The 18696-nt window shown below is 65.0% G+C and carries 13 protein-coding genes; 11 read left to right on the forward strand and 2 right to left on the reverse strand.

Annotation, left to right across the window (positions count from 1 at the left end; genetic code table 11):
* The first annotated feature begins 70 nt into the window (after nt 1–70).
* Entirely contained in the window at nt 71–3379 is a 3309-nt protein-coding gene (locus AAYO93_RS18910; protein WP_345762733.1) for a glycoside hydrolase family 2 TIM barrel-domain containing protein, read from the forward strand.
* A 115-nt stretch (nt 3380–3494) separates the two neighbouring features.
* On the forward strand, nt 3495–5123 hold the full coding sequence (locus AAYO93_RS18915) for a GH39 family glycosyl hydrolase (RefSeq protein WP_345762734.1): 1629 nt from the start codon (nt 3495–3497) through the stop codon (nt 5121–5123).
* Between the two features lie 84 nt (nt 5124–5207).
* On the opposite strand, the gene AAYO93_RS18920 is transcribed toward AAYO93_RS18915, so the two are convergent.
* The gene (locus AAYO93_RS18920; RefSeq protein ID WP_345762735.1) at nt 5208–6674 is read right to left on the reverse strand and encodes a glycoside hydrolase family 43 protein; all 1467 of its coding nucleotides are present in this window, start codon (nt 6672–6674) and stop codon (nt 5208–5210) included.
* 141 nt (nt 6675–6815) lie between these two features.
* On the opposite strand from AAYO93_RS18920, the gene AAYO93_RS18925 reads away from it, so the two are divergent.
* The 6 genes from AAYO93_RS18925 to AAYO93_RS18950 are packed head-to-tail and all read left to right on the forward strand — an operon-like array spanning nt 6816 to nt 14338.
* Entirely contained in the window at nt 6816–8306 is a 1491-nt protein-coding gene (locus AAYO93_RS18925; protein ID WP_345762736.1) for a DHA2 family efflux MFS transporter permease subunit, read from the forward strand.
* A gap of 16 nt (nt 8307–8322) precedes the next feature.
* A complete protein-coding gene (locus AAYO93_RS18930) occupies nt 8323–9909 on the forward strand; it encodes a GMC oxidoreductase (protein WP_345762737.1) in 1587 nt (528 codons plus the stop codon).
* Nucleotides 9902–10303, forward strand: coding sequence for a C-glycoside deglycosidase beta subunit domain-containing protein (locus tag AAYO93_RS18935; protein ID WP_345762738.1), 402 nt, complete (start codon nt 9902–9904; stop codon nt 10301–10303). Before AAYO93_RS18930 ends, AAYO93_RS18935 begins: the two co-directional genes overlap by 8 nt.
* The gene (locus tag AAYO93_RS18940; RefSeq protein ID WP_345762739.1) at nt 10300–11211 is read left to right on the forward strand and encodes a sugar phosphate isomerase/epimerase family protein; all 912 of its coding nucleotides are present in this window, start codon (nt 10300–10302) and stop codon (nt 11209–11211) included. Before AAYO93_RS18935 ends, AAYO93_RS18940 begins: the two co-directional genes overlap by 4 nt.
* A 3-nt stretch (nt 11212–11214) precedes the next feature.
* Entirely contained in the window at nt 11215–12690 is a 1476-nt protein-coding gene (locus AAYO93_RS18945; protein WP_345762740.1) for a C-glycoside deglycosidase beta subunit domain-containing protein, read from the forward strand.
* Nucleotides 12691–12703: 13 nt separating this feature from the next.
* Nucleotides 12704–14338, forward strand: coding sequence for a DUF5597 domain-containing protein (locus AAYO93_RS18950; protein ID WP_345762741.1), 1635 nt, complete (start codon nt 12704–12706; stop codon nt 14336–14338).
* 34 nt (nt 14339–14372) lie between these two features.
* Here the strand turns inward: AAYO93_RS18950 and AAYO93_RS18955 are convergent, their stop codons facing one another.
* Complete coding sequence (locus tag AAYO93_RS18955; RefSeq protein ID WP_345762742.1) at nt 14373–15308, reverse strand: LysR family transcriptional regulator; 936 nt, start codon at nt 15306–15308, stop codon at nt 14373–14375.
* 233 nt (nt 15309–15541) lie between these two features.
* On the opposite strand from AAYO93_RS18955, the gene AAYO93_RS18960 reads away from it, so the two are divergent.
* The 3 genes from AAYO93_RS18960 to AAYO93_RS18970 all read left to right on the forward strand — a co-directional run bounded on the left by AAYO93_RS18960 (nt 15542) and on the right by AAYO93_RS18970 (nt 18694).
* A complete protein-coding gene (locus tag AAYO93_RS18960; RefSeq protein ID WP_345762743.1) occupies nt 15542–16834 on the forward strand; it encodes an ABC transporter substrate-binding protein in 1293 nt (430 codons plus the stop codon).
* A 66-nt stretch (nt 16835–16900) separates the two neighbouring features.
* Nucleotides 16901–17848, forward strand: coding sequence for a carbohydrate ABC transporter permease (locus AAYO93_RS18965; RefSeq protein ID WP_345762744.1), 948 nt, complete (start codon nt 16901–16903; stop codon nt 17846–17848).
* Nucleotides 17849–17851: 3 nt separating this feature from the next.
* Nucleotides 17852–18694: a carbohydrate ABC transporter permease gene (locus tag AAYO93_RS18970; protein ID WP_345762745.1), complete on the forward strand. Its 843-nt coding sequence runs from the start codon at nt 17852–17854 to the stop codon at nt 18692–18694.
* Nucleotides 18695–18696: the final 2 nt, after the last annotated feature.

Below are 18696 nucleotides of genomic sequence, written 5' to 3' on the forward strand. Positions count from 1 at the left end.
GTAGAGCTTCCCGCCCGACCCTGCATAGCCACTACTGAGAGAAGCGGCCTGAGCAGCCACGCCTGAACACATGACCGGATTCGAGGAGACGATGAAAGCGACGCCAGACTGGAACGACCCTGCCGTCTACGAGTGGGGGAGTGAACCCGCTCATGCCACTCTCGTGACGTACGACACGCTGAGGCAAGCGGTGCTGGCGGATCGCTCGGCATCGCCCTTCCGGGTCAGCCTCGACGGAGAGTGGAAGTTCCGGTGGTCACCGAACCCAGAATCGCGATTGCCTGATTTCGCAGACGAGAACGCCGACGATTCGGGCTGGGACCGCCTCCAGGTTCCCTCGAGCTGGCAAGTGCACGGTTACGACTACCCGATCGGGGTCAACACGGTCCTGCCATGGACCGGCGAGAACGGCAAGAACGAACAACCCGCTGCCACCGGCGCCTACCCGCACGCCCCGACGCGCTACAACCCGGTCGGACAGTACCGGACGACATTCGAGCTCTCTGACGGCTGGGCCGGCCGACGAACGTTCATCCAGTTCGAAGGCGTGGAATCCGCGTACTACGTCTGGATCAACGGTCACCGCGTCGGATACCGAGAAGACAGCTATACCCGTGGCGAATTCGACCTGACCCCGTACGTGCACAGCGGGCGCAATGTGCTGGCCGTCGAGGTGTACCGGTGGTCCACAGGGTCCTACCTGGAGAACCAGGACAATGTGCGGCTCTCGGGCATCTTTCGCAGTGTGCTTCTGGTCTCTCGCCCGCCGGTCCTCATTCGGGACTTCACCGTCAGAACTTTGCTCGCAGACGATTTCTCTGAGGCGGCTCTCGAGCTGAGTGTCGAGGTGCGCGACTACACCGGCACAAGCACCGGGGACGACTTCCAGGTCCGGGCGAGGCTCTTCGACGGAACGGATGCGCGAGCTGTCGAAGTCTGGTCACGATTGGCGATGGTTGAACCGGTGGCTCCCAGTGGCGATGCATCGGCGGCGCTGACGGAGCCAGTGGTGTCGCCTCGACTCTGGTCGGCTGAGCGTCCGGAGCTCTACACACTGGTCGTCGAGCTCTGCGACTCGGATGAGTCGGTCGTGGATCGCGTATCCACTCGCGTCGGCCTTCGCCGAGTCGAGGTCGTCGATGGGGTGTACCGGATCAATGGGCAGGCGATCTCCCTCCGAGGCGTCAACCGCCACGAGTGGAATCCGCGCACCGGTCGCACTCTCAGCTCGGCCGACATGATCGCTGACATCCGTCTGATGAAGCAGAACAACATCAACGCCGTCCGCACCTCGCACTATCCGAACGACCCGCGGTGGTACGAACTCGCCGACGAGTACGGACTGTACGTGTTCGATGAGGCGAACAACGAGAGCCACATCAATCGCGTCGACGCTGAAGGGCGACCGAACATCCCGGGCGATCGCCCAGAACTTCGGGCGCCCCTGCTGTGGCGGATGCGGAACATGGTCGACCGGGACAAGAACCACGCGTGCGTGATCGCCTGGTCGATCGGCAACGAGTCCGGAGTCGGCTCGAACCTGAAGGCCATGTACGACTGGGCCAAGGGGTACGATCCGACCCGCCCGGTGAGCTATCAGGATTCGACCGGCTCCGGCTCGCCGGTCGTCCCGTCTGACATCTCCGATTTCGACGGTGACTTCTACCCGCCGGTGCCCGACCTGATCAACCGGGCCGGCCGCGATCCGAGGCCCTACCTGCTCATCGAGTACGCGTTCAGCCAGGGGAACACGTCTGGCTACTTGGATGAATATTGGGCGGCCATCCGCGAAAATCCGGGTCAGGTACTGGGTGGCTTCCTATGGGACTGGGCCGACAAGGGGCTGTGGTGGGAGATCCCGGGACGGCCGGGTGAGGAATTCCTCGCCTATGGCGGCGATTGGGGCGACGATCCCAACGAAGAAGGCGCACACATGAGTGGCCTGCTGCTGTCCGACCGAACACCGACACCGAAGCTGGAGGAGGCCAAGCTGGCCTACCAACCAGTGAGCATCACCCTTAGAGACCTGGACACCTGGACCGTCGGGATCACGAACGAATACCTGTTCACCAACTTGGACGGGCACAGACTGCAATGGGCGATCACTGAGGACGGAAATGCGATCAGAAGCGGAACGATTCCTGGCTATCAGCTTTCGGTCGGGCCGTTGCAAAGCGCGGACATCACCCTTGGATGTTCGCTGCCGGAACCGCTGCGGGCCGGTTCCGAATACCGGCTGGAGCTCGCGATCGTTCTCGACACTCCTACTTCTTGGGCGGAAACGGGCCACATCGTAGCCAGGGCACAATGTGCTCTTCCCGTCGTTGCTCCCATCACCTCGCTCACTCCGTCGGCGGACCTGGCCTCGCCGCAAGTCGGCCAGACACAGGAGACGATCGAGGTCGCAGGTGACGGCTACGCGGTCAGGATCGACCGGTCCACCGGCCGGCTGACGTCTCTGCGATATGACGACCGCGAAATGCTTGCGAGCGACCTGATGCCGAACTACTGGCGTGCCCCGAATGATCCGGAGCTGTCGATACCTGAATTCAGAGCGACGCTGCCGGAGCCATCCCAACCGTGGCGCGGCGTCGGCGAAGACTGGGCCATCAGCGAGATTGAATCGTCGTCCATCCCGGGCGGTGTCCGGGTAACCGTGCGCGGAAGCGTCACCACCACGATGCCGTTCCGTCCCAGCCACCGCATCACGACGTCGCCTCAGTCGATCGTCTACACGATCTACGGCACCGGGCAGGTGGACGTGCTGTCGACATTCGAGCCGGTACCCGGCACCCCCAACCCGCAGGTCGTCGGGACGGCATTCGGGCTCCGGGCCGAGTTCGCAACCATCGAATGGTATGGCCGTGGCCCGTGGGAGTCGACCGCTGACCGGCGGGGCTCGGCATTCTTGGGACGCTACTCGGGATCGGTCGCGGATCAGGTCACCCGATACAGCCGACCCCAGGATAGTGGGAACAAGGCCGATACCCGATGGGCTGCTCTCACCGACGATGCCGGTAGGGGCGTGCTGCTGGTGGCTAGAGGAAGCATGTACCTCAACGCCCAACCGAACAGTCCAGATGAACTGGCCGGACACCGTCACTGGCACGAGGTGCCGGAGTCGTGGCGGACCGTCGTACGTGTCGACGCTGCGCAGGAAGGCGTCCAAGGCGGCAACTGGGACCAGCTGACGCGCCCGGAAAAGTACAGCAACACACCGGCCAAAGGGCCATACAGCCTCCTCTACCGCGTACTCCCCCTTCGGAAAGGGCAGGATCCGGCAGCCTTGGCAACGCAATACGTGGAAACCGATCTCCCGTATTCACCACCGGCGACCCCGGAGGGAAGTCCGTCGACCGAACCCGACCCCGGTGACTGACCGACGCGACGGCCGGCCGCACACTCTCCCACCGGCCACTTCGTGATCACGTGCGTCTCATACCCACAGTTTTCGCGTTGACCACCCCACACCACCATCCCTGGAGATCATCCCCATGGCATCCGCCTCGCTCCCCGTCATCACCATCGACGACCGCGTCACCGAATCGACCGTTCTCCCGCACGTCTGGAGCCTCTGTGCGGGCGCGGGGCGGGCCAATGAGGCGCTTCGCGCCGACTGGCAGCAGCAGTTCCGCGAGGCGGTCGACCGCCTCGGCTTCCGGTACTTGCGCTTCCACGGCGTGTTCCACGACGACATGTTCGTGTACCGCGGTTCCTACGGCGGAGGCTTCGGGCCGGATGTGCCTCTCGAGACCCCGGTGCACACCTTCTCCTACGTGGACAAGGTGTTCGACTTCCTGATCGATCTGGGGGTACGGCCGTTCGTGGAGTTGGGCTTCATGCCGCGCGAGCTGGCCACCCAGACCGAGACCGTGTTCTGGTGGGGTGCGCACTGCAGCCCGCCGAATGACATGGATCGTTGGGTGGAGCTGGTGGTGCGTTCGGTGGAGCATTGGGTCGAGCGCTATGGTCTCGCCGAGGTGCGCGAGTGGCGGTTCGAGGTCTGGAACGAGCCCAACCTGGTTCCGCATTTCTGGACCGGCACGAAGACCGAGTACTTCGAGCTGTACGCCCGAACGGTGCGGGCCATCAAGGCCATCGACCCCGAACTCAAGGTCGGCGGCCCGTCGACCAGCGTCTTCGTGCCAGACGACCGCTACGCGGGGGAGACCGAGGACCGCGCGGCCGAGCACGCCACCGCCGCGGCATCCGATCCGGATGCGCTCGACTGGCGACCGGTGTGGATCGAGGACTTCCTCGTCTGGTGCGCCGAGCGGCAGCTGCCGGTCGATTTCATCTCGACCCACCTCTACCCCACCGACTTCGCCTTCGGAGTCAACGGCGAGGCCGTCAGTCTCACCCGTTACGCGGATGCGACGCCGGACGACTTGACGTTGCTGCGGCGGCTGATCGGCGAGAGCGCCTATCCGGATGCGGAGGTGCATATCACCGAGTGGTCGAGCTCGCCGTCGAGCCGCGACCACATCCACGACACGGTGTTCGCGGCGACCTACATCACGCGGGCCTATCTCCGCTCCGGAGATCTGGCCGACTCCATCTCGTACTGGACTTTCACCGACATCTTCGAGGAGGGCGGCGCCGGCCTGGGCCCGTTCCACGGCGGATTCGGCCTGGTGAACGAGCAGGGCATCCACAAGCCGACCTTCCACGCCTTCGCGATGCTGAACCGGCTGGGCGACCGGCTGATCGCCTCCACCGCGCGGGGCGTCGTCTCGCAGCACAGCGCGACGGGAAAGCTGGCCGCGCTCTTCTACAACTACCCCGACGACATGAACGACCGCTCGGTCGGCTCTCGCGCCTCCTACGAGGCGACGCGTGACTTGATGGGCATGGGGCCCGAGCAGCACGTGCGGCACATCATCGGCGGGCTGGAGCCGGGCGCCGTCTTCGCGGTCGAGGTTCTCGCGCCGGGGCACGGCGACGCGGCGGAGGCGTGGAGCGCCGTCGGTCAGCCCCTCAACCTCTCGCGTGCCCAGGCCGCCTATCTGCGCGAGCAGGGTGACGCCCTCCAGCGCCGGACCCTGGTCGCCTCGAAGAGCGGCACCCTCGAGATCGACCTCGTCCTCGCCCCTTGGGCCGTGGCGTCGGTCTTCGCTCTCTAGGCGCCGCGATGAGTGACACGGCGATCCAGTCGCCCGCCGGATGTTTTGCGCCGCGCGGTGGCCGCGCCGACTGGCAGGTCGGACTCAGTTCGATGCAAGATCGTCCCTGATGTCGGCCCAATCGTCTGCTCCGACGTACGAGAAGTCGCGGAGGGTGACGCTTCCCCGCACGGCCGAGACGCCGACGATGCGGCCGGTCATTCCGCCGGCGACCTCGGTCGACACAGAGCGTCCGTCGACCCGTGCCGTCTCGACGAATGCACCGTCCGCGACAACGCCGCCGACGATGTAGTCGGGGCCACGCGTCGTGTCGAAGGTCCCGCCTTCCATCGGCATCGTCCGGATGACGAGCTCGGCGCCATCGGGGAGTGGCCGTTCATCGAGTTCGATGCGATGGCCGCCGACCACCAGGATCGAACGGATCCGCCCAGATTCCAGTTCCAGTCGAAACTGGTGCTTCGTGTCGATCCGCAGGCAGAGGGCGGCTTCACCGTCGGTGTCGAGGCGCGCCCGAACAGAGCAGTACAGGCGATCCTGACGCCGGCCGACGAACCGGTCGACACCGTCGGCAGCCGACAGCGTCCATCCCGATTCCCCGACCGTGACGATGCGATCGGGAAACTCCTCAGTGCCGATCCAGGTGGTAGGAAGCGGACTCCCGGCACTGAGGTTCTCGATACTCGGAGCAGGGCGCGGCGAGATCGGTTCGCCCACCACAGGCCAGTCGTCGACCCAGTGCACCTCGGACGCGAACGACTCACGCCCGAGCACGTGCCATTCCGGGCTGCTCCCTCGCGGACGCACACCGAGATAGACGATCGCCCACTCGTCGTCGCCGATCTCGACGATGTCGGAATGCCCGGTGCTCTGCACGGGTGAGTCGGAGCCGCGACGCGTGAGGATCGGGTTGCGCGGGTTGCCTTCGAACGGGCCCATCGCTGACGGCCCTCGGGCGATGGTCACCGCGTGACCACGCTCGGTACCGCCTTCGGCGATGACGAGGTACCAGTATTCGCCACGCTGGAAGAGGTGGGGTCCTTCGGGGAACTTTCCGCCGGTCCCGGACCAGAGCGACCGGAACGGGGAGAGGAGCTCGCCCGTTTCCGGATCGATCTCGACCTGCTGAATGCCTCCCCGGGAGGCGAAGGTGACGAGACACCGCCCGTCCGCGTCCCAGGCGATGTCGGGGTCGATTCCCTCGATCTCAGGGATGCGAATGGCCTCCGACCAGGGGCCGGCCGCGTTCTCCGCGGAGACGAGGACCTGCCCTTGTGCGTCGGCGACGTTGGTGGTGATCATCCAGAATCGTCCGTCGTGGTGACGAAGGGTCGGTGCGAAGATGCCGCCGGAGGGACCGGTACCGGCTAACGGGAGCTGGTCGGGCGTGTTCAGCGCATGGCCGATCAGCGTCCAGTCGCGAAAGTCGGTGGATGCATGGATGGGCACCCCGGGCGCGTATTCGAAGGTCGAGTTCGCCAGGTAGAAGGTGCCGTCGACGGCACAGACGGAGGGATCCGGATGGAATCCCGCGATGATCGGAGTCTGGTTCACACGAGTAATCTTAGGTTGAAAAAGAACCAAAGTGTGCATAGAATCGACATGACGTCGGGGCCACCAGCCCGTTCCTCACCGTGACGCTGCGGCGGGGGCACAAACTGTCGCGTCGATTGCCCGATCGTTCGGGCTTCGCGTATGCCACTCTCGCCACTCAGGTTCCGCCTCCTCGTCGTCTCCCTTCTCGCCGTGTCCTTCCTCGGCGCCCTCGACAACACGGTGGTGAGCACAGCGCTCGCGACCGTCGCGGGGCAACTCGGCGCGCTCGAGCACATGAGCTGGATCGTCGTCGGCTACACGCTGGCGAGCACGGCGCTGCTGCCCGTCCTCGGCAAACTCGCCGATCGCGTCGGGCCCCGCGCGGTCTTCCTCACATCGGTGATCGTGTTCATCCTGGCCTCGGTCGCATGCGGCTTCGCCAACGGCATCATCTGGCTCATCGTCGCCCGCGTGATCCAGGGGATGAGCTCGGCCGGGCTCCAGCTCATGTCGCAGACGATCATCGCCGAGGCGACCTCGCCGCGGGAGCGCCCGAAATACATGGCGATCATCGGTGCGGCGTTCCCCATCGCCATCCTCATCGGTCCCGTGCTCGGCGGCCTGATCACGGACTACTGGGGCTGGCCCTGGATCTTCTGGATCAACGCACCCGTCGGAGTGGTCGCGCTCATCCTCGCGATCGTGGCGGTTCCGCACATCGAGCCCGGCCGTGCGGCTCGGTTCGACATCGCCGGATCGATCGCGCTCACGATCGGACTCGTCTCGCTCGTGCTGGCTGCAACCTCGGTCGGCGACCCATCCCAGGCCGGTTCGACCATCCTCGCGTTCGTCATCGCCGCCGTCGCCTTCGCGGTGTTCTTCTTCGTCGAGGTGCGCGCGCGGGATCCACTCGTGCCGCTGCGTCTGTTCGCGAACCGCACGATTGCGACCGGAACGGTGATCTCGGCAATCGTCGGCGTCGGGCTCTTCTCGATCACGTCGTACCTGCCCACCTATTTCCAGATGGCCTACCGCACGACGGCCACCGTATCCGGACTCGTTCCGATAGCGACCGTCTTCGGGATGCTCGTCAGCAACCTCGTGACCGGATGGCTGGCGAGCCGCACGGGACACTTCCGCGTCTTCCCCTTGGTCGGCACCACGCTCGCAGCGGCAGGGTTGGCCACGATGGCAGTCCTACCCCTGGGGGCGCCGCTCTGGGCGCCGATGCTCGTCATGGCGGTCGTCGGACTGGGAACCGGCGCGTTCATGAGCCTCATCGTCGCCGTTGTGCAGAGCGCGGCTCCCCGAGCCGAAACGGGGACGATCACCGCGAGTGTCAACCTCGTACGCCAGGTCGGAGCCACTGTCGCGACCGCTCTCATCGGAGGCATCATCGGCGCGACGCTCGTCGCGATGGCTCCGGCCGGCCTTGATGCCGCGTCCCTGACGCCGGCGCTCGTCCACGCCCAGGCACCCGAGACGCAGCTCCACGTGGCCGAGGCGTATCGCGCCGTGTTCGTCCCGATCTTCGTAGCTCTCGCCGCAACCTACGGCGTCGGCATCCTCGCGTCGATCCTGCTTCCCAACGGTCGACTGTCTGATGAGCACGGACCACTCACGCCCGAAACCGCAGCCATTGCCATCTGAATCGCAGGAGCACACCATGCCCACTTCCTCCACCATCGCCATCGTCGGCAGTGGCCCGATCGGATCGGCTTATGCGCGGGTGCTGCTCGAGGCCGTGCCGACCGCCCACGTCGTCATGTTCGAGGCGGGGCCGCAGCTGACCGCGATCGCCGGCGAGAGCGTGCGGAACATCGCCGACCCGGCTGAGAAGGACCGCGCCCGTGAACTGTCGCAGGGTCCACAGGCGGGGTCCTTTCGCGAGTCGCTCGGTATCCCGCCGTCGGCGGTCATCGAGGGCATGTTCACCGCGCGCGGTGGCACGCACCTCCTCGACTTCGGTGGTGAAGGCTCCGCGCACGCGGCGTCGTTCCCCGCGGCCGCCGCCTCGACCAACGTCGGCGGGATGGGGGCGCACTGGACCTGCGCGACACCCAGCCCGTCGTTCAGCGAACGCGTCCCGTTCATCACCGACGACGAGTGGGACGGCCTCATCGCCGACGCGTCGCGGCTGCTGCACGTGCAGAACGCCGCGTTCGCCGACTCCGGGGTGGGGGCTGCCATCCGTTCGCTCCTTGCCGAGGAGTTCGCCGGTGAGCTCCCGGACGGATTCGGGCCCGGCACCCTGCCGGTCTCCGGTGACCCGCAGCCCGACGGCTCGATGCGCTGGGCCGGAGCCGATGTCGTCCTCGGCCCGCTGATCGACCCGGATAGCGCGCTTTCGGCGCGGTTCGAGCTCCGGGACCTGTCGCTGGTGCGGCGAATCGACCACACGGACGGCCGCGTCGTCGGCGTCACGGTCGAAGATCTTCGAAACAACGAGGTCTACTCGGTCACCGCCGCCCTCGTCGTCGTGGCTGCGGACGCGTTCCGCTCGCCTCAGCTGCTCTGGGCGTCCGGCATCCGCCCGCACGCCCTCGGGCACTACCTGACCGAGCACCCGGTCGTCATCTCGACGGTCGCACTCGATGCTGACAGCATGGGCCGGTTCGCCACCGACGATCAGCTGGCGGACGAGCTGGAGCGCCGCTCGGCGAATCCGGCCGATCCGGTGGCAGCCGTCAACCGCATCCCCTTCTCCGAACCTGCACACCCCTTCTCGCTCCAGGTGATGTACGCCGAGAATCCGCCATTCCAGCTCGACCCCGACCATCCGGCGGCCGGCAATCGGTGGGGCTACGTCAACATGGGCTACGGGATGCGCAAGCAGCCCCGCTACGAGGATGCGGTCACATTCGATGACCACGAACCCGACTACCGGGGGTTTCCCAACATGACGATCTCGTACGAGCTCACCGAGCCCGAGCAGGGCGAGATCGCGGAGGCGACGGGGCGACTGAGGCGGGCGGGCGAGGCGCTGGGCAGTTTCATCGCCGAACCGCGTCTGCTCCCGAATGGGTCCAGCCTCCACTACCAGGGAACGATGCGCATGGGCGATGCGGATGACGGCACGTCGGTGGCCGATCCATACTCGCGCGTCTGGGGTTACGAGAACCTCGTGGTCGGCGGCAACGCACTGATTCCGACTGCCACGACGATGAACCCCACGCTCATGAGTGTCGCGATCGCGGTCCGTGGGGCGCGCAAAGCCGCCGAACGACTGAATGAAGGGGACGAAAATGCTTGAAGAACAACTCATCCAGACCGCCGGGTTCCGCAACGTCGGGCCCGAGACTGCCCGCACCGGGTTCCAGCTGCGAGTCCGGAGTCCTTACTACCGCGGGCTCTGGGCGAACCTCATCGAGCGGCCGACCGTGATCGTCGATGGCGAAGAATTCGACGGCCGGGACATCCGGTGGACTCTGCCTACGGGCCACTACACCTTCGCGGCCCTTCAGGAATCCGCGGATGCGCGGTGGCCGCTGGGCAAGGCGGCCGTTCTGACGGTTCCGCGCGACGGGGGCCTCGAGCGCGGCATCCACGACGTCACGCTCGTGCTCCGGCTGCGAATGTCGTACATCCCCGAGGAACTGCAGCCATCGATCTGGACCGCGACGCGGAAGTCGGTGATCGTCAAATGAGCACGCACGATCTGCCATTCGGACTCGGGGTTTCGCTGTACAGCTACACGGACGACATCGGCGTAACGATGACCGTCGAAGAATGCATCGAGGATGTCGCCGACCTGGACGCGACCGGCCTGGAGATCCTGGGTGAAGGCCACATCGAGGACTATCCCACCCCATCCACCGCCTGGATCGACGCGTGGTTCGCGCGCAATGAACGGCTCGGCCTCACGCCGACCCTCTACGGGTCGTGGCTGGACACGCGCCGTTTCACCGGTCGCGGAATGACGGTGACAGAGGGCGCGGATCAGCTCGAGCTCGATCTGCGTCTCGCCGCGCGGCTGGGCTTCTCGTTCGTGCGGCCGAAGATCGGTGTGATCTCGGAGGATCTGCGCGTCGACCCGATCTGGCAGGGAGCCGTCGAACGCAACCTGCAGCTGGCCGCGGACCTCGGCATCGTGATCTGCCCCGAGATCCACTGGCCGACGGTGATCAAGTCGCCCGTGGTCGAGGAATACCTGGACTTCAAACAGCGCACCGGTTCGGAGAATTTCGGACTGCTCATCGATACCGGCGTGTTCGAACTGAACCCGTATCCGCGAACCGGAGGCAGCGCCGCGTTCCGCATGGGGGACGGAAGCGGCCGGCCACCCGTGGTGCCGTTCGTGCCGGTGTCCGACCTCACCGAGGTCATGGAGCACACGGTCTACTTTCAGGCGAAGTTCTATGAGGTCGACGATGACCTGGTCGATCACTACATTCCGTGGCGGGAGATCATCGACGTGGTGATCGACTCCGGCTACACGGGTTGGCTGTCGAGCGAGTATGAGGGCAATCATGAGCCCAACCGCGCATCCGACCAGCTGCGTCGCCAGCACGCACTCATTCGCACAATCGCCGCAGAACGATTGAACAGGAGCTAGAACATGCCCAACGGACTCATCGACGACGCAAGCCTGCGCGTCCATCCCGAAGGTCTCGCGCTGGCCCTCACCATTCCCTGGTACCGCAGTCTCTGGCTGTCGTCGGTCACCACGATCCGACTGACCATCGACGGCGCCGACATACCCGAAGCCGACCTCGCGTTCGAACTCGACGGAGTGCGCTACGACATCGCCGACCTGCCGAATCAGAGCGACGTGCTGTGGTACCTGCAGTCACATCCGCTTCTCGTGGTGCGCCGGGACCCGCCGGTCGAGCTTGGCGAGACGCACGAGATCGAGTTGCACGGCGAGCTGCGGCTGCCCTACATGCAGATCGCACCGGGCCAGGACGGCGGCCCCGGTATGTACGTGCCGAATGTCGTGCACCAGCGCCTGACGCTCACTGCGACGAACCGGGATGCGCCCGTGCCGGTGTTCGTCGCAGGGAGCGCCGAACCGGTGACGACGAGTGACGAGGATCCCTTCAAGCTGGGGCTCACGCTCTACTCGGCCAGTGCCGAGTTCCGCGCCGGTTGGTTCGACTTCGATGGCCTGCTCGACCGGGTCGCGGAGCTCGGGATCGGCCCCGGCATCGAGATCGTCGCGTCCCAGGTGCTGCCGACGTATCCGGTCGTCTCCGACGAGTTCGCCTCGACCTGGCGCTCGGCATTCGATCGCCACGGCTTCGAGGCCAGCTCGTTCGGCGCCAACCTCGACATGGGGCTGCGGCGCGGCCGCGACATGACGCCCGACGAGGAGTTCGAATTCAGTGACCTGCTGTTCCGGGGGGCGAAGAAGCTGGGGTTCCCGCTGGTGCGAATCCAGTCGGCGAAGCCGGAGCTGCTGCGCCGCCTGCTGCCGGTCGCCGAAGAGCTCGAGCTGAAACTCGCCTACGAGATCCACGCGCCGATGGGGCCGAACGCGCCGGAGATCCTGAAAGTGCGCGATGTCTATGCCGAGCTCGACTCACCGCTGCTCGGCTTCGTCGCCGACTTCTCCTCGACCATGCACAGCATGTCGCCGACGCTCCTGCGCGCGGTGCGCCGTGCGGGACTCGACGACGACGCGGTTCAGGAGCTCCAGCGGATCTGGGCGACGGACGCCCCCATGCGAGCGCGCCAGGAGGAGTTCATCGGCTACCTGAACGGCCGTGGCTTCGACCCGGGTCGTCTCGGGTCGTTCGCCCACCTCGCATTCAACATGCACGGACACGTCGACCCGCACGAGTGGAGCGACATCATGCCGCAGATCCTGCACGTGCACGCCAAGTTCTACGACATCGACGAGAACGGGCAAGAGCCTGCGATCGACTATCCCGAGCTCGTGCGCATCTTCGTCGAGGGTGGATACCGCGGCTACTGGTCGAGCGAGTGGGAGGGACACGCGTTCGCCGAGCTCGGCGAAGTCGACCCGCTGTTGCTGGTGCGCAAGCAGCACGACCTGATCCGGGCGAGCATGCGGGCCGCGCAGACCGTCTGAGGAGTTTGAGAACATGAATCAATCTGTGCCGAGTCGTTGGACCCTCGCTGAATCGGGTGATCGAATTCTGCGTTTCGACGGAGTACCAGCCCTGCTTCTCGGCGGTCAGGTCCACAACTCGTCGAGCTCGTCCGCAGCGGCAATCGCCCAGTCGTTCGCCCACGCGCGCCGGCTGAACGCCAACGTTGTGCTCGCACCGGTGGCGTGGACGCTGACCGAGCCGACTGAGGGCGTGTTGGACTTCCGCCTGGTGGATTGCATGCTTGATGAGGCACGCAGGAATGGACTCCGGCTGGTCCCGCTGTGGTTCGGGGCTTTCAAGAACGCGCTCTCCACCTACGCGCCGCGATGGGTTCGTGCTGATCGAGAACGATTCCCGCGAACTCTGATAGATGCTGGCGCCTCGACAGCAGCCTTCAGCTACGAAGGCGCCATGCCCGCAACCGTATTGTCAGTATTCTCGGCCGATCTCGTCGAGGCCGATGCCAGAGCATTCGAAGGTCTCCTGCGCCACCTGGTCGAAGCGGACAAGGACGACACCGTAGCCCTTGTTCAGGTAGAGAACGAAAGCGGGGTGCTGCGCGACAGTCGCGATCGAAGCGAAATCGCAGAGGAAGCCAGAGAGGGAATGGTCCCGAGTAGCCTCATCGATCTCGCCCGTACCGTCGGTGACGAATCACTCGTGCGGCAGCTGTGGATCGAGAACGGTAGGAAAGAAATCGGCACCTGGTCTGACACCTTCGGTGACGATTCACGATCAGACGAGATCTTCATGGCGTGGGGATTCGCGACCTACGTACAGCGCCTGGCCGAGCGTGGTCAGGCAGTCAAGAACGTTCCCATGTTCGCGAACGCGTGGCTTGGGCCGCAGCCCGGACAATCTGAACCGGGACAATGGCCAAGTGGCGGTCCGGGCGAACGCGTGCTCGACGTGTGGCGGGCCGTTGCTCCGTCTCTTGCCTTTCTGGGACCGGACATCTACGTCGACGATTCGGCAGCTGCCATGGCGGCCTATTCGACAGGACTCGACCCGTTCTTCGTGCCGGAATCCCGGCCTCGCGCTGGGGAGTTGGTTCGCGCGCTCGGGACACACCGTGCGATCGGCTGGTCGGCCTTCGGTCTCGATGCGCTCAACCCTGAGGGCCAGGTCGCCGCTACCTTGGCCTACCTGACAGCGCTGGAAGGCGAGATCGCTTCGGCCCAGATTGCCGATCGCGTGGCCGCCGTCGTGATCGAGGCAGACGAAGAAGTCGTGAAGATCGGGTTCGGCGACCTGGAGATCCATGCTCGTGGAATGCTGAAGTTGTTTCAACAGATGCTCCTTGACGTGGGGGTTGACGCTCCGACGCTTGACGTCGACGTACCGAACGAGACCATTCCTCACGAGCCCGTTACTCAACCAGGGGAAAGGCGTCCGTTCGGTCTCGTTGTCGCCACTGACGAGAACGAGCTCATTGTGATCGGGCAGGGTCTCAAACTGGATTTCTTCGTCGAAGGCACCCTGGTCGAGGTCGACTCGGTAGAGGAACTCGTCATTCAGGACGGAGAGGTCATCGACGGTCGTGTGCTCAATGGCGACGAGCGTCTCACCGTGTTGCCAACCCACCGCGTCGGCGCCGCGCGAATTCGTCTTCTGCGGGTGCAGTGACCGGCATGACCGAATGGGGCAGCCCGGACTCGCCTCAGATGTGCTTGCCCTCGGCGACCACGCGGCCGGCCTCCTCGAACAGCGAACGCATCCAGGAGTGCTCGGGGTCGTGGCTGTGGACGGGATGCCACCAGAGCGCGTTGGTGATCGGGGTCGGCGCGAACGGGAGGCCGACGACGCGGACGCCGGCGGCTCGCATTGCGATCGGCACGAGAGCAGAGTGGATGATGCCGACGCGGCGGGTTCCCGCGATGAAATGAGGGATGGCGAGGAAGCTCTCGACGACGACCTCGACGTTCGGCTCGATTCCCAGCTGCTGCACCTGCCGTTCGGCTGAGGTGAACGCGGACCGCGACTGGTAGTTCATGACCCAGGGCAGGCTCGACAATTCCTCGCGGGACAGGGAATCTCCCACCGACTCATTGGATTCGGCGACGATCGCGACCCAGTCGTCCTGCCACAGATCGACATACGGCAACTCGGTGAGAAAGCCGTGGGGGATCACCATTCCGTCGACCGAACGCAGACGGTTGGCGGCGTCCTCCACGACCGTCGGGTTGTGCAGCATGAACCGGAAGTGGACGCCCGGCGCACGCTCTGCGGCCAGCTCGGAAGCGACGCGCCCGATGGTCGTGAATCCATAGTCGGAGCCGAAGATCGAGAACTCGCGCACCGATTCGGCGGGGTCCCAGGTGGCCTGACTCTCGAACACCCGCCGGGCGGCTTCGAGGGCGGTTGTCGTATGGTCGGCCAGGCGCAGGGCCAGGGGCGTCAGTTCGTACGTGTTCCCGCGCCGCGCGAGGATCGGGTCCCCGAAATGGATGCGGAGACGGGAAAGGGATGCGCTGAGGGCCGGCTGGCTCAATCGCAGCTGCTCAGCAGCCCGCGTGACACTGCGCTCCGTGAGGAGGGCGTCGAGCGCAACCAGGAGGTTGAGATCCAGACGAGACAGCAGCGGATAATCGGTCACTTCGTTGTGATCCTTCCTACAAGACGCCCTGCGGATTCACTATATCCACGCCGCTTTCGGGCGTGCTCCCGGCTGAGGGATCGAAAGCGTATCGATCGAGCTTATGTGCGAGATAAGCAAAAGGTCCTTTGTTTACATGCTTTAGTGCTGATTGACTCGATCTTGCCCACCCGAGGGCCGACGCCCTAGTCGCCACCCTCATCGACAATGAAGTCCCAGAAGAGGTCTTTCCCATGAAGCAATCACACAGGAGCCGACGGACTCGGCTTGCATGGCTCGCAATTCCCGCCGCTGCCGGACTTCTCCTCGCGGGGTGTTCGAGCTCGGGAACGTCGTCTGCGAAGGAACCCCAGACGATCACTTTCGCATTCGGTGCGACGAACGACCAGGACAAGGCGGCCTACGTCAACCTGGTCGACGGGTTCGAAAAAGAGAACAAGGGCGTCACGGTGACGCCCCTCAACCTGCCCACCCAGAGTTACGCGACGGCGATCGCCACCCGGGTGCAGGGTGGTAACGCACCCGACACGTTCTATGCAGAAGGCGGCACCGGACAGGCCGACTCGATCATCCCGTTCGCGAAGGCCGGTCAACTACTCGAACTCAACGACGCGGCGATCAAGCGGGCGCTTCCCTCGGATCAGAAGGATCTGTGGACCTACAACGGCAAGATCTACGGTGTGCCGCTCGGAACGCAGTCGAACGGTGTCATCTACAACGACGACCTGGCCAAGTCCATCGGTGTGAACATCGATGCGTCGACCAGCCTCGACGACATCATCGCGCAGTGCGGTGCCGCTCGTGCCAAGGGCAAGACGGTCTACGGACTCGCCGGATCCACGTACCAGAACAACGGCATCCTCGCGGTGGCGCTCGCCACGTCGACCGTGTACGGCCCGAATAAGAACTGGAACAAGGACCGCGCTGACAACAAGACCACCTTCGCCGGCACCAAAGGCTGGACGACGGCACTCGACTCGATCAAGAAGATGTACGACGCCGGATGCTTCCAGGACGGCGCGACAAGCGCCGGGTTCGATGCGCTGACCAACGGCGCGTCCTCGGGGAAGATCCTCGGCTTCTTCGCTCCGAGCGCCGCGGCGCAGCAGATCATGCAGGCGGCGGGTGGACACGTCAAGCTCATTGCGCTGCCTGTCGCGGCTCCCAGCGGCACGAAGACCTACCTGTCACTGAGCGCCGACCAGAGCGTTGCCGCCAGCGCTAAGACGAAGAGTCCGAAGCTCGCCGAGAACTTCCTGAAGTACATCGTCTCGGATGCGGGCCAGCAGACGTACTCGACCGCGACAGGCACGATCCCGGTGAACGCCGGCCGGACCTCGACGCTCCTGCCGCAGTACGAGTCGATCAAGGACATGATCTCGTCGAACGACACCCGCGGGTATGCGCCGACAGCATGGCCGAACGCCAAGATATACACCGACCTCGGCAACGGAGTGCAGGGCATCCTGACCGGCCAGATGACGACCAAGCAGGTGCTTGAGCAGATGGACACCGACTGGGGTTGATCCGGTGATTCGGTGGCCGGACCATGACGGTACCGGCCACCGATCTTCGGCGAAAGGGACGAATCGATGACGATGCAGACCGAAGCGCACACCACCGCAGGAAGCAGCGGGCCCGCACGGGCTCCGCGTCGCGACCCCCGCAAGAAGTCGTACCATGTGCGACTCGGCAGCTGGTGGTGGGCACTTCCCGCACTCGTACTGATGGTGATCGTGATCTATGTCACCACGATTGCGGGCGGGTTCTTCGCATTCACTAACTGGTCGGGCCTTGGACCCTTCGACTTCGTCGGCTTTCAGAATTTCGTCAAGATCTTCAAGACCCCGGAACTCGTCGGGTCGTTGTGGAACACGTTGTTCCTCGCCGTTGGATTCCTGATCCTCACCAACGTGTTCGGTCTGCTCTTCGCCCTGGCGCTGAACCGCGGCCTGAAGTCCCGCTACGTTCTGCGCACGCTGGTGTTCATGCCGGTCGTGGTCGCCCCGATCGCGGTCTCGTACATCTGGAAGTTCATCTTCGATTACAACGGTCCGCTGAACGGCATGATGACCGGCATCGGGCTCCCCAAGCAGAATTGGCTGGCCAGCCCCAGCCTGGCGATCTGGTGCGTGCTGATCGTGATGGTGTGGCAGAACATCGGCTTCGTCATGGTCATCTACCTCGCGGGCCTTGCCACTGTGCCCGTCGAGATGGAAGAGGCCGCAGCACTCGACGGGGCCAGCACCTTCCGCCGGTTCCGGTATGTCGTTCTGCCGATGATCAATCCCTCGGTCGCGATCGCCACGACGCTGACGCTGATCCAGGGGCTGCGCGTGTTCGACCAGGTCGTCGCGCTCACCGGCGGCGGTCCCGCCGGAGCGACCCAGACACTGGCGCTCGAGGTCTACCAGACAGCGTTCACGTACCAGGAGTTCGGTTTCGGTGCCGCCCTCGCTCTCCTGCTCAGCCTGCTGATCCTGATCTTCTCCATCGCACAACAGTGGGCGACCCGCAGCCGCTCCGGCCAGGAGGCATGAGCCGTGTTCCGCTATACGAAGAAGACGCTGACGGTCGAGATCATCACGATCCTGGCGGCCGCCATCCTGCTGCTGCCGTTCTGGATCCTGCTGATGGGCTCACTCAAGTCACTCCCGGAAGTGCTGAGCTCTTCCGCGGTCGCCCCGCCATCGCATCCGACGCTCGACGCCTTCGTCACGTTGCTCTCGCCCGCCTCGTCATCGTCAGGCAATATCTGGGCAGGACTGGCCTCCAGCGTAACCATCACGGTCGGCAGCATCGTCCTGCTCGTGGTGCTCGGCTCGATCGCCGCCTACGGCATCGCCCGGTCGACGAGCCGGTGGAGCCGCCGGGCCTACTACCTCTTTCTCGTAGCGATCCTCCTGCCCACCCAGCTCGGCACGCTGCCGCTGTACATCGGTGCGCGCACAGTGGGCCTGGTCGGCAACCCGTGGGGCATGGTGCTCATCTACACCGGGATGCTGCTGCCGCTGTCGGTGTTCCTGTACGCGAACTTCTTCCGGAATCTCAGCCAGGAATACGAGGAGGCCGCCGTCATCGACGGCGCCAACCGGTACCAGGTGTTCTGGCGGGTCGTCTTCCCCCTGATGTCGCCCGCGACCGGCACCGTCGCCATCCTGGCCGGTCTCATCGTCTGGAACGACTTCTTCACGGCCCTGATCTTCCTCAACGGCACGGCGTACCAGACGCTCCCGGTCGTGATGTACAGCTACGTCGGATCGCTCGTCTCGCAGTGGAACCTGATCTTCGCAGTCGTCATCGTCTCGATGATCCCGATCCTCGCCTTCTACGCCTTCGCGCAGAAGAAGTTCATCCAGGGGTACGCGGGCGGACTCAAGGGCTGACG

Source organism: Diaminobutyricibacter sp. McL0608 (assembly GCF_039613825.1).
Classification (GTDB): domain Bacteria; phylum Actinomycetota; class Actinomycetes; order Actinomycetales; family Microbacteriaceae; genus Diaminobutyricibacter.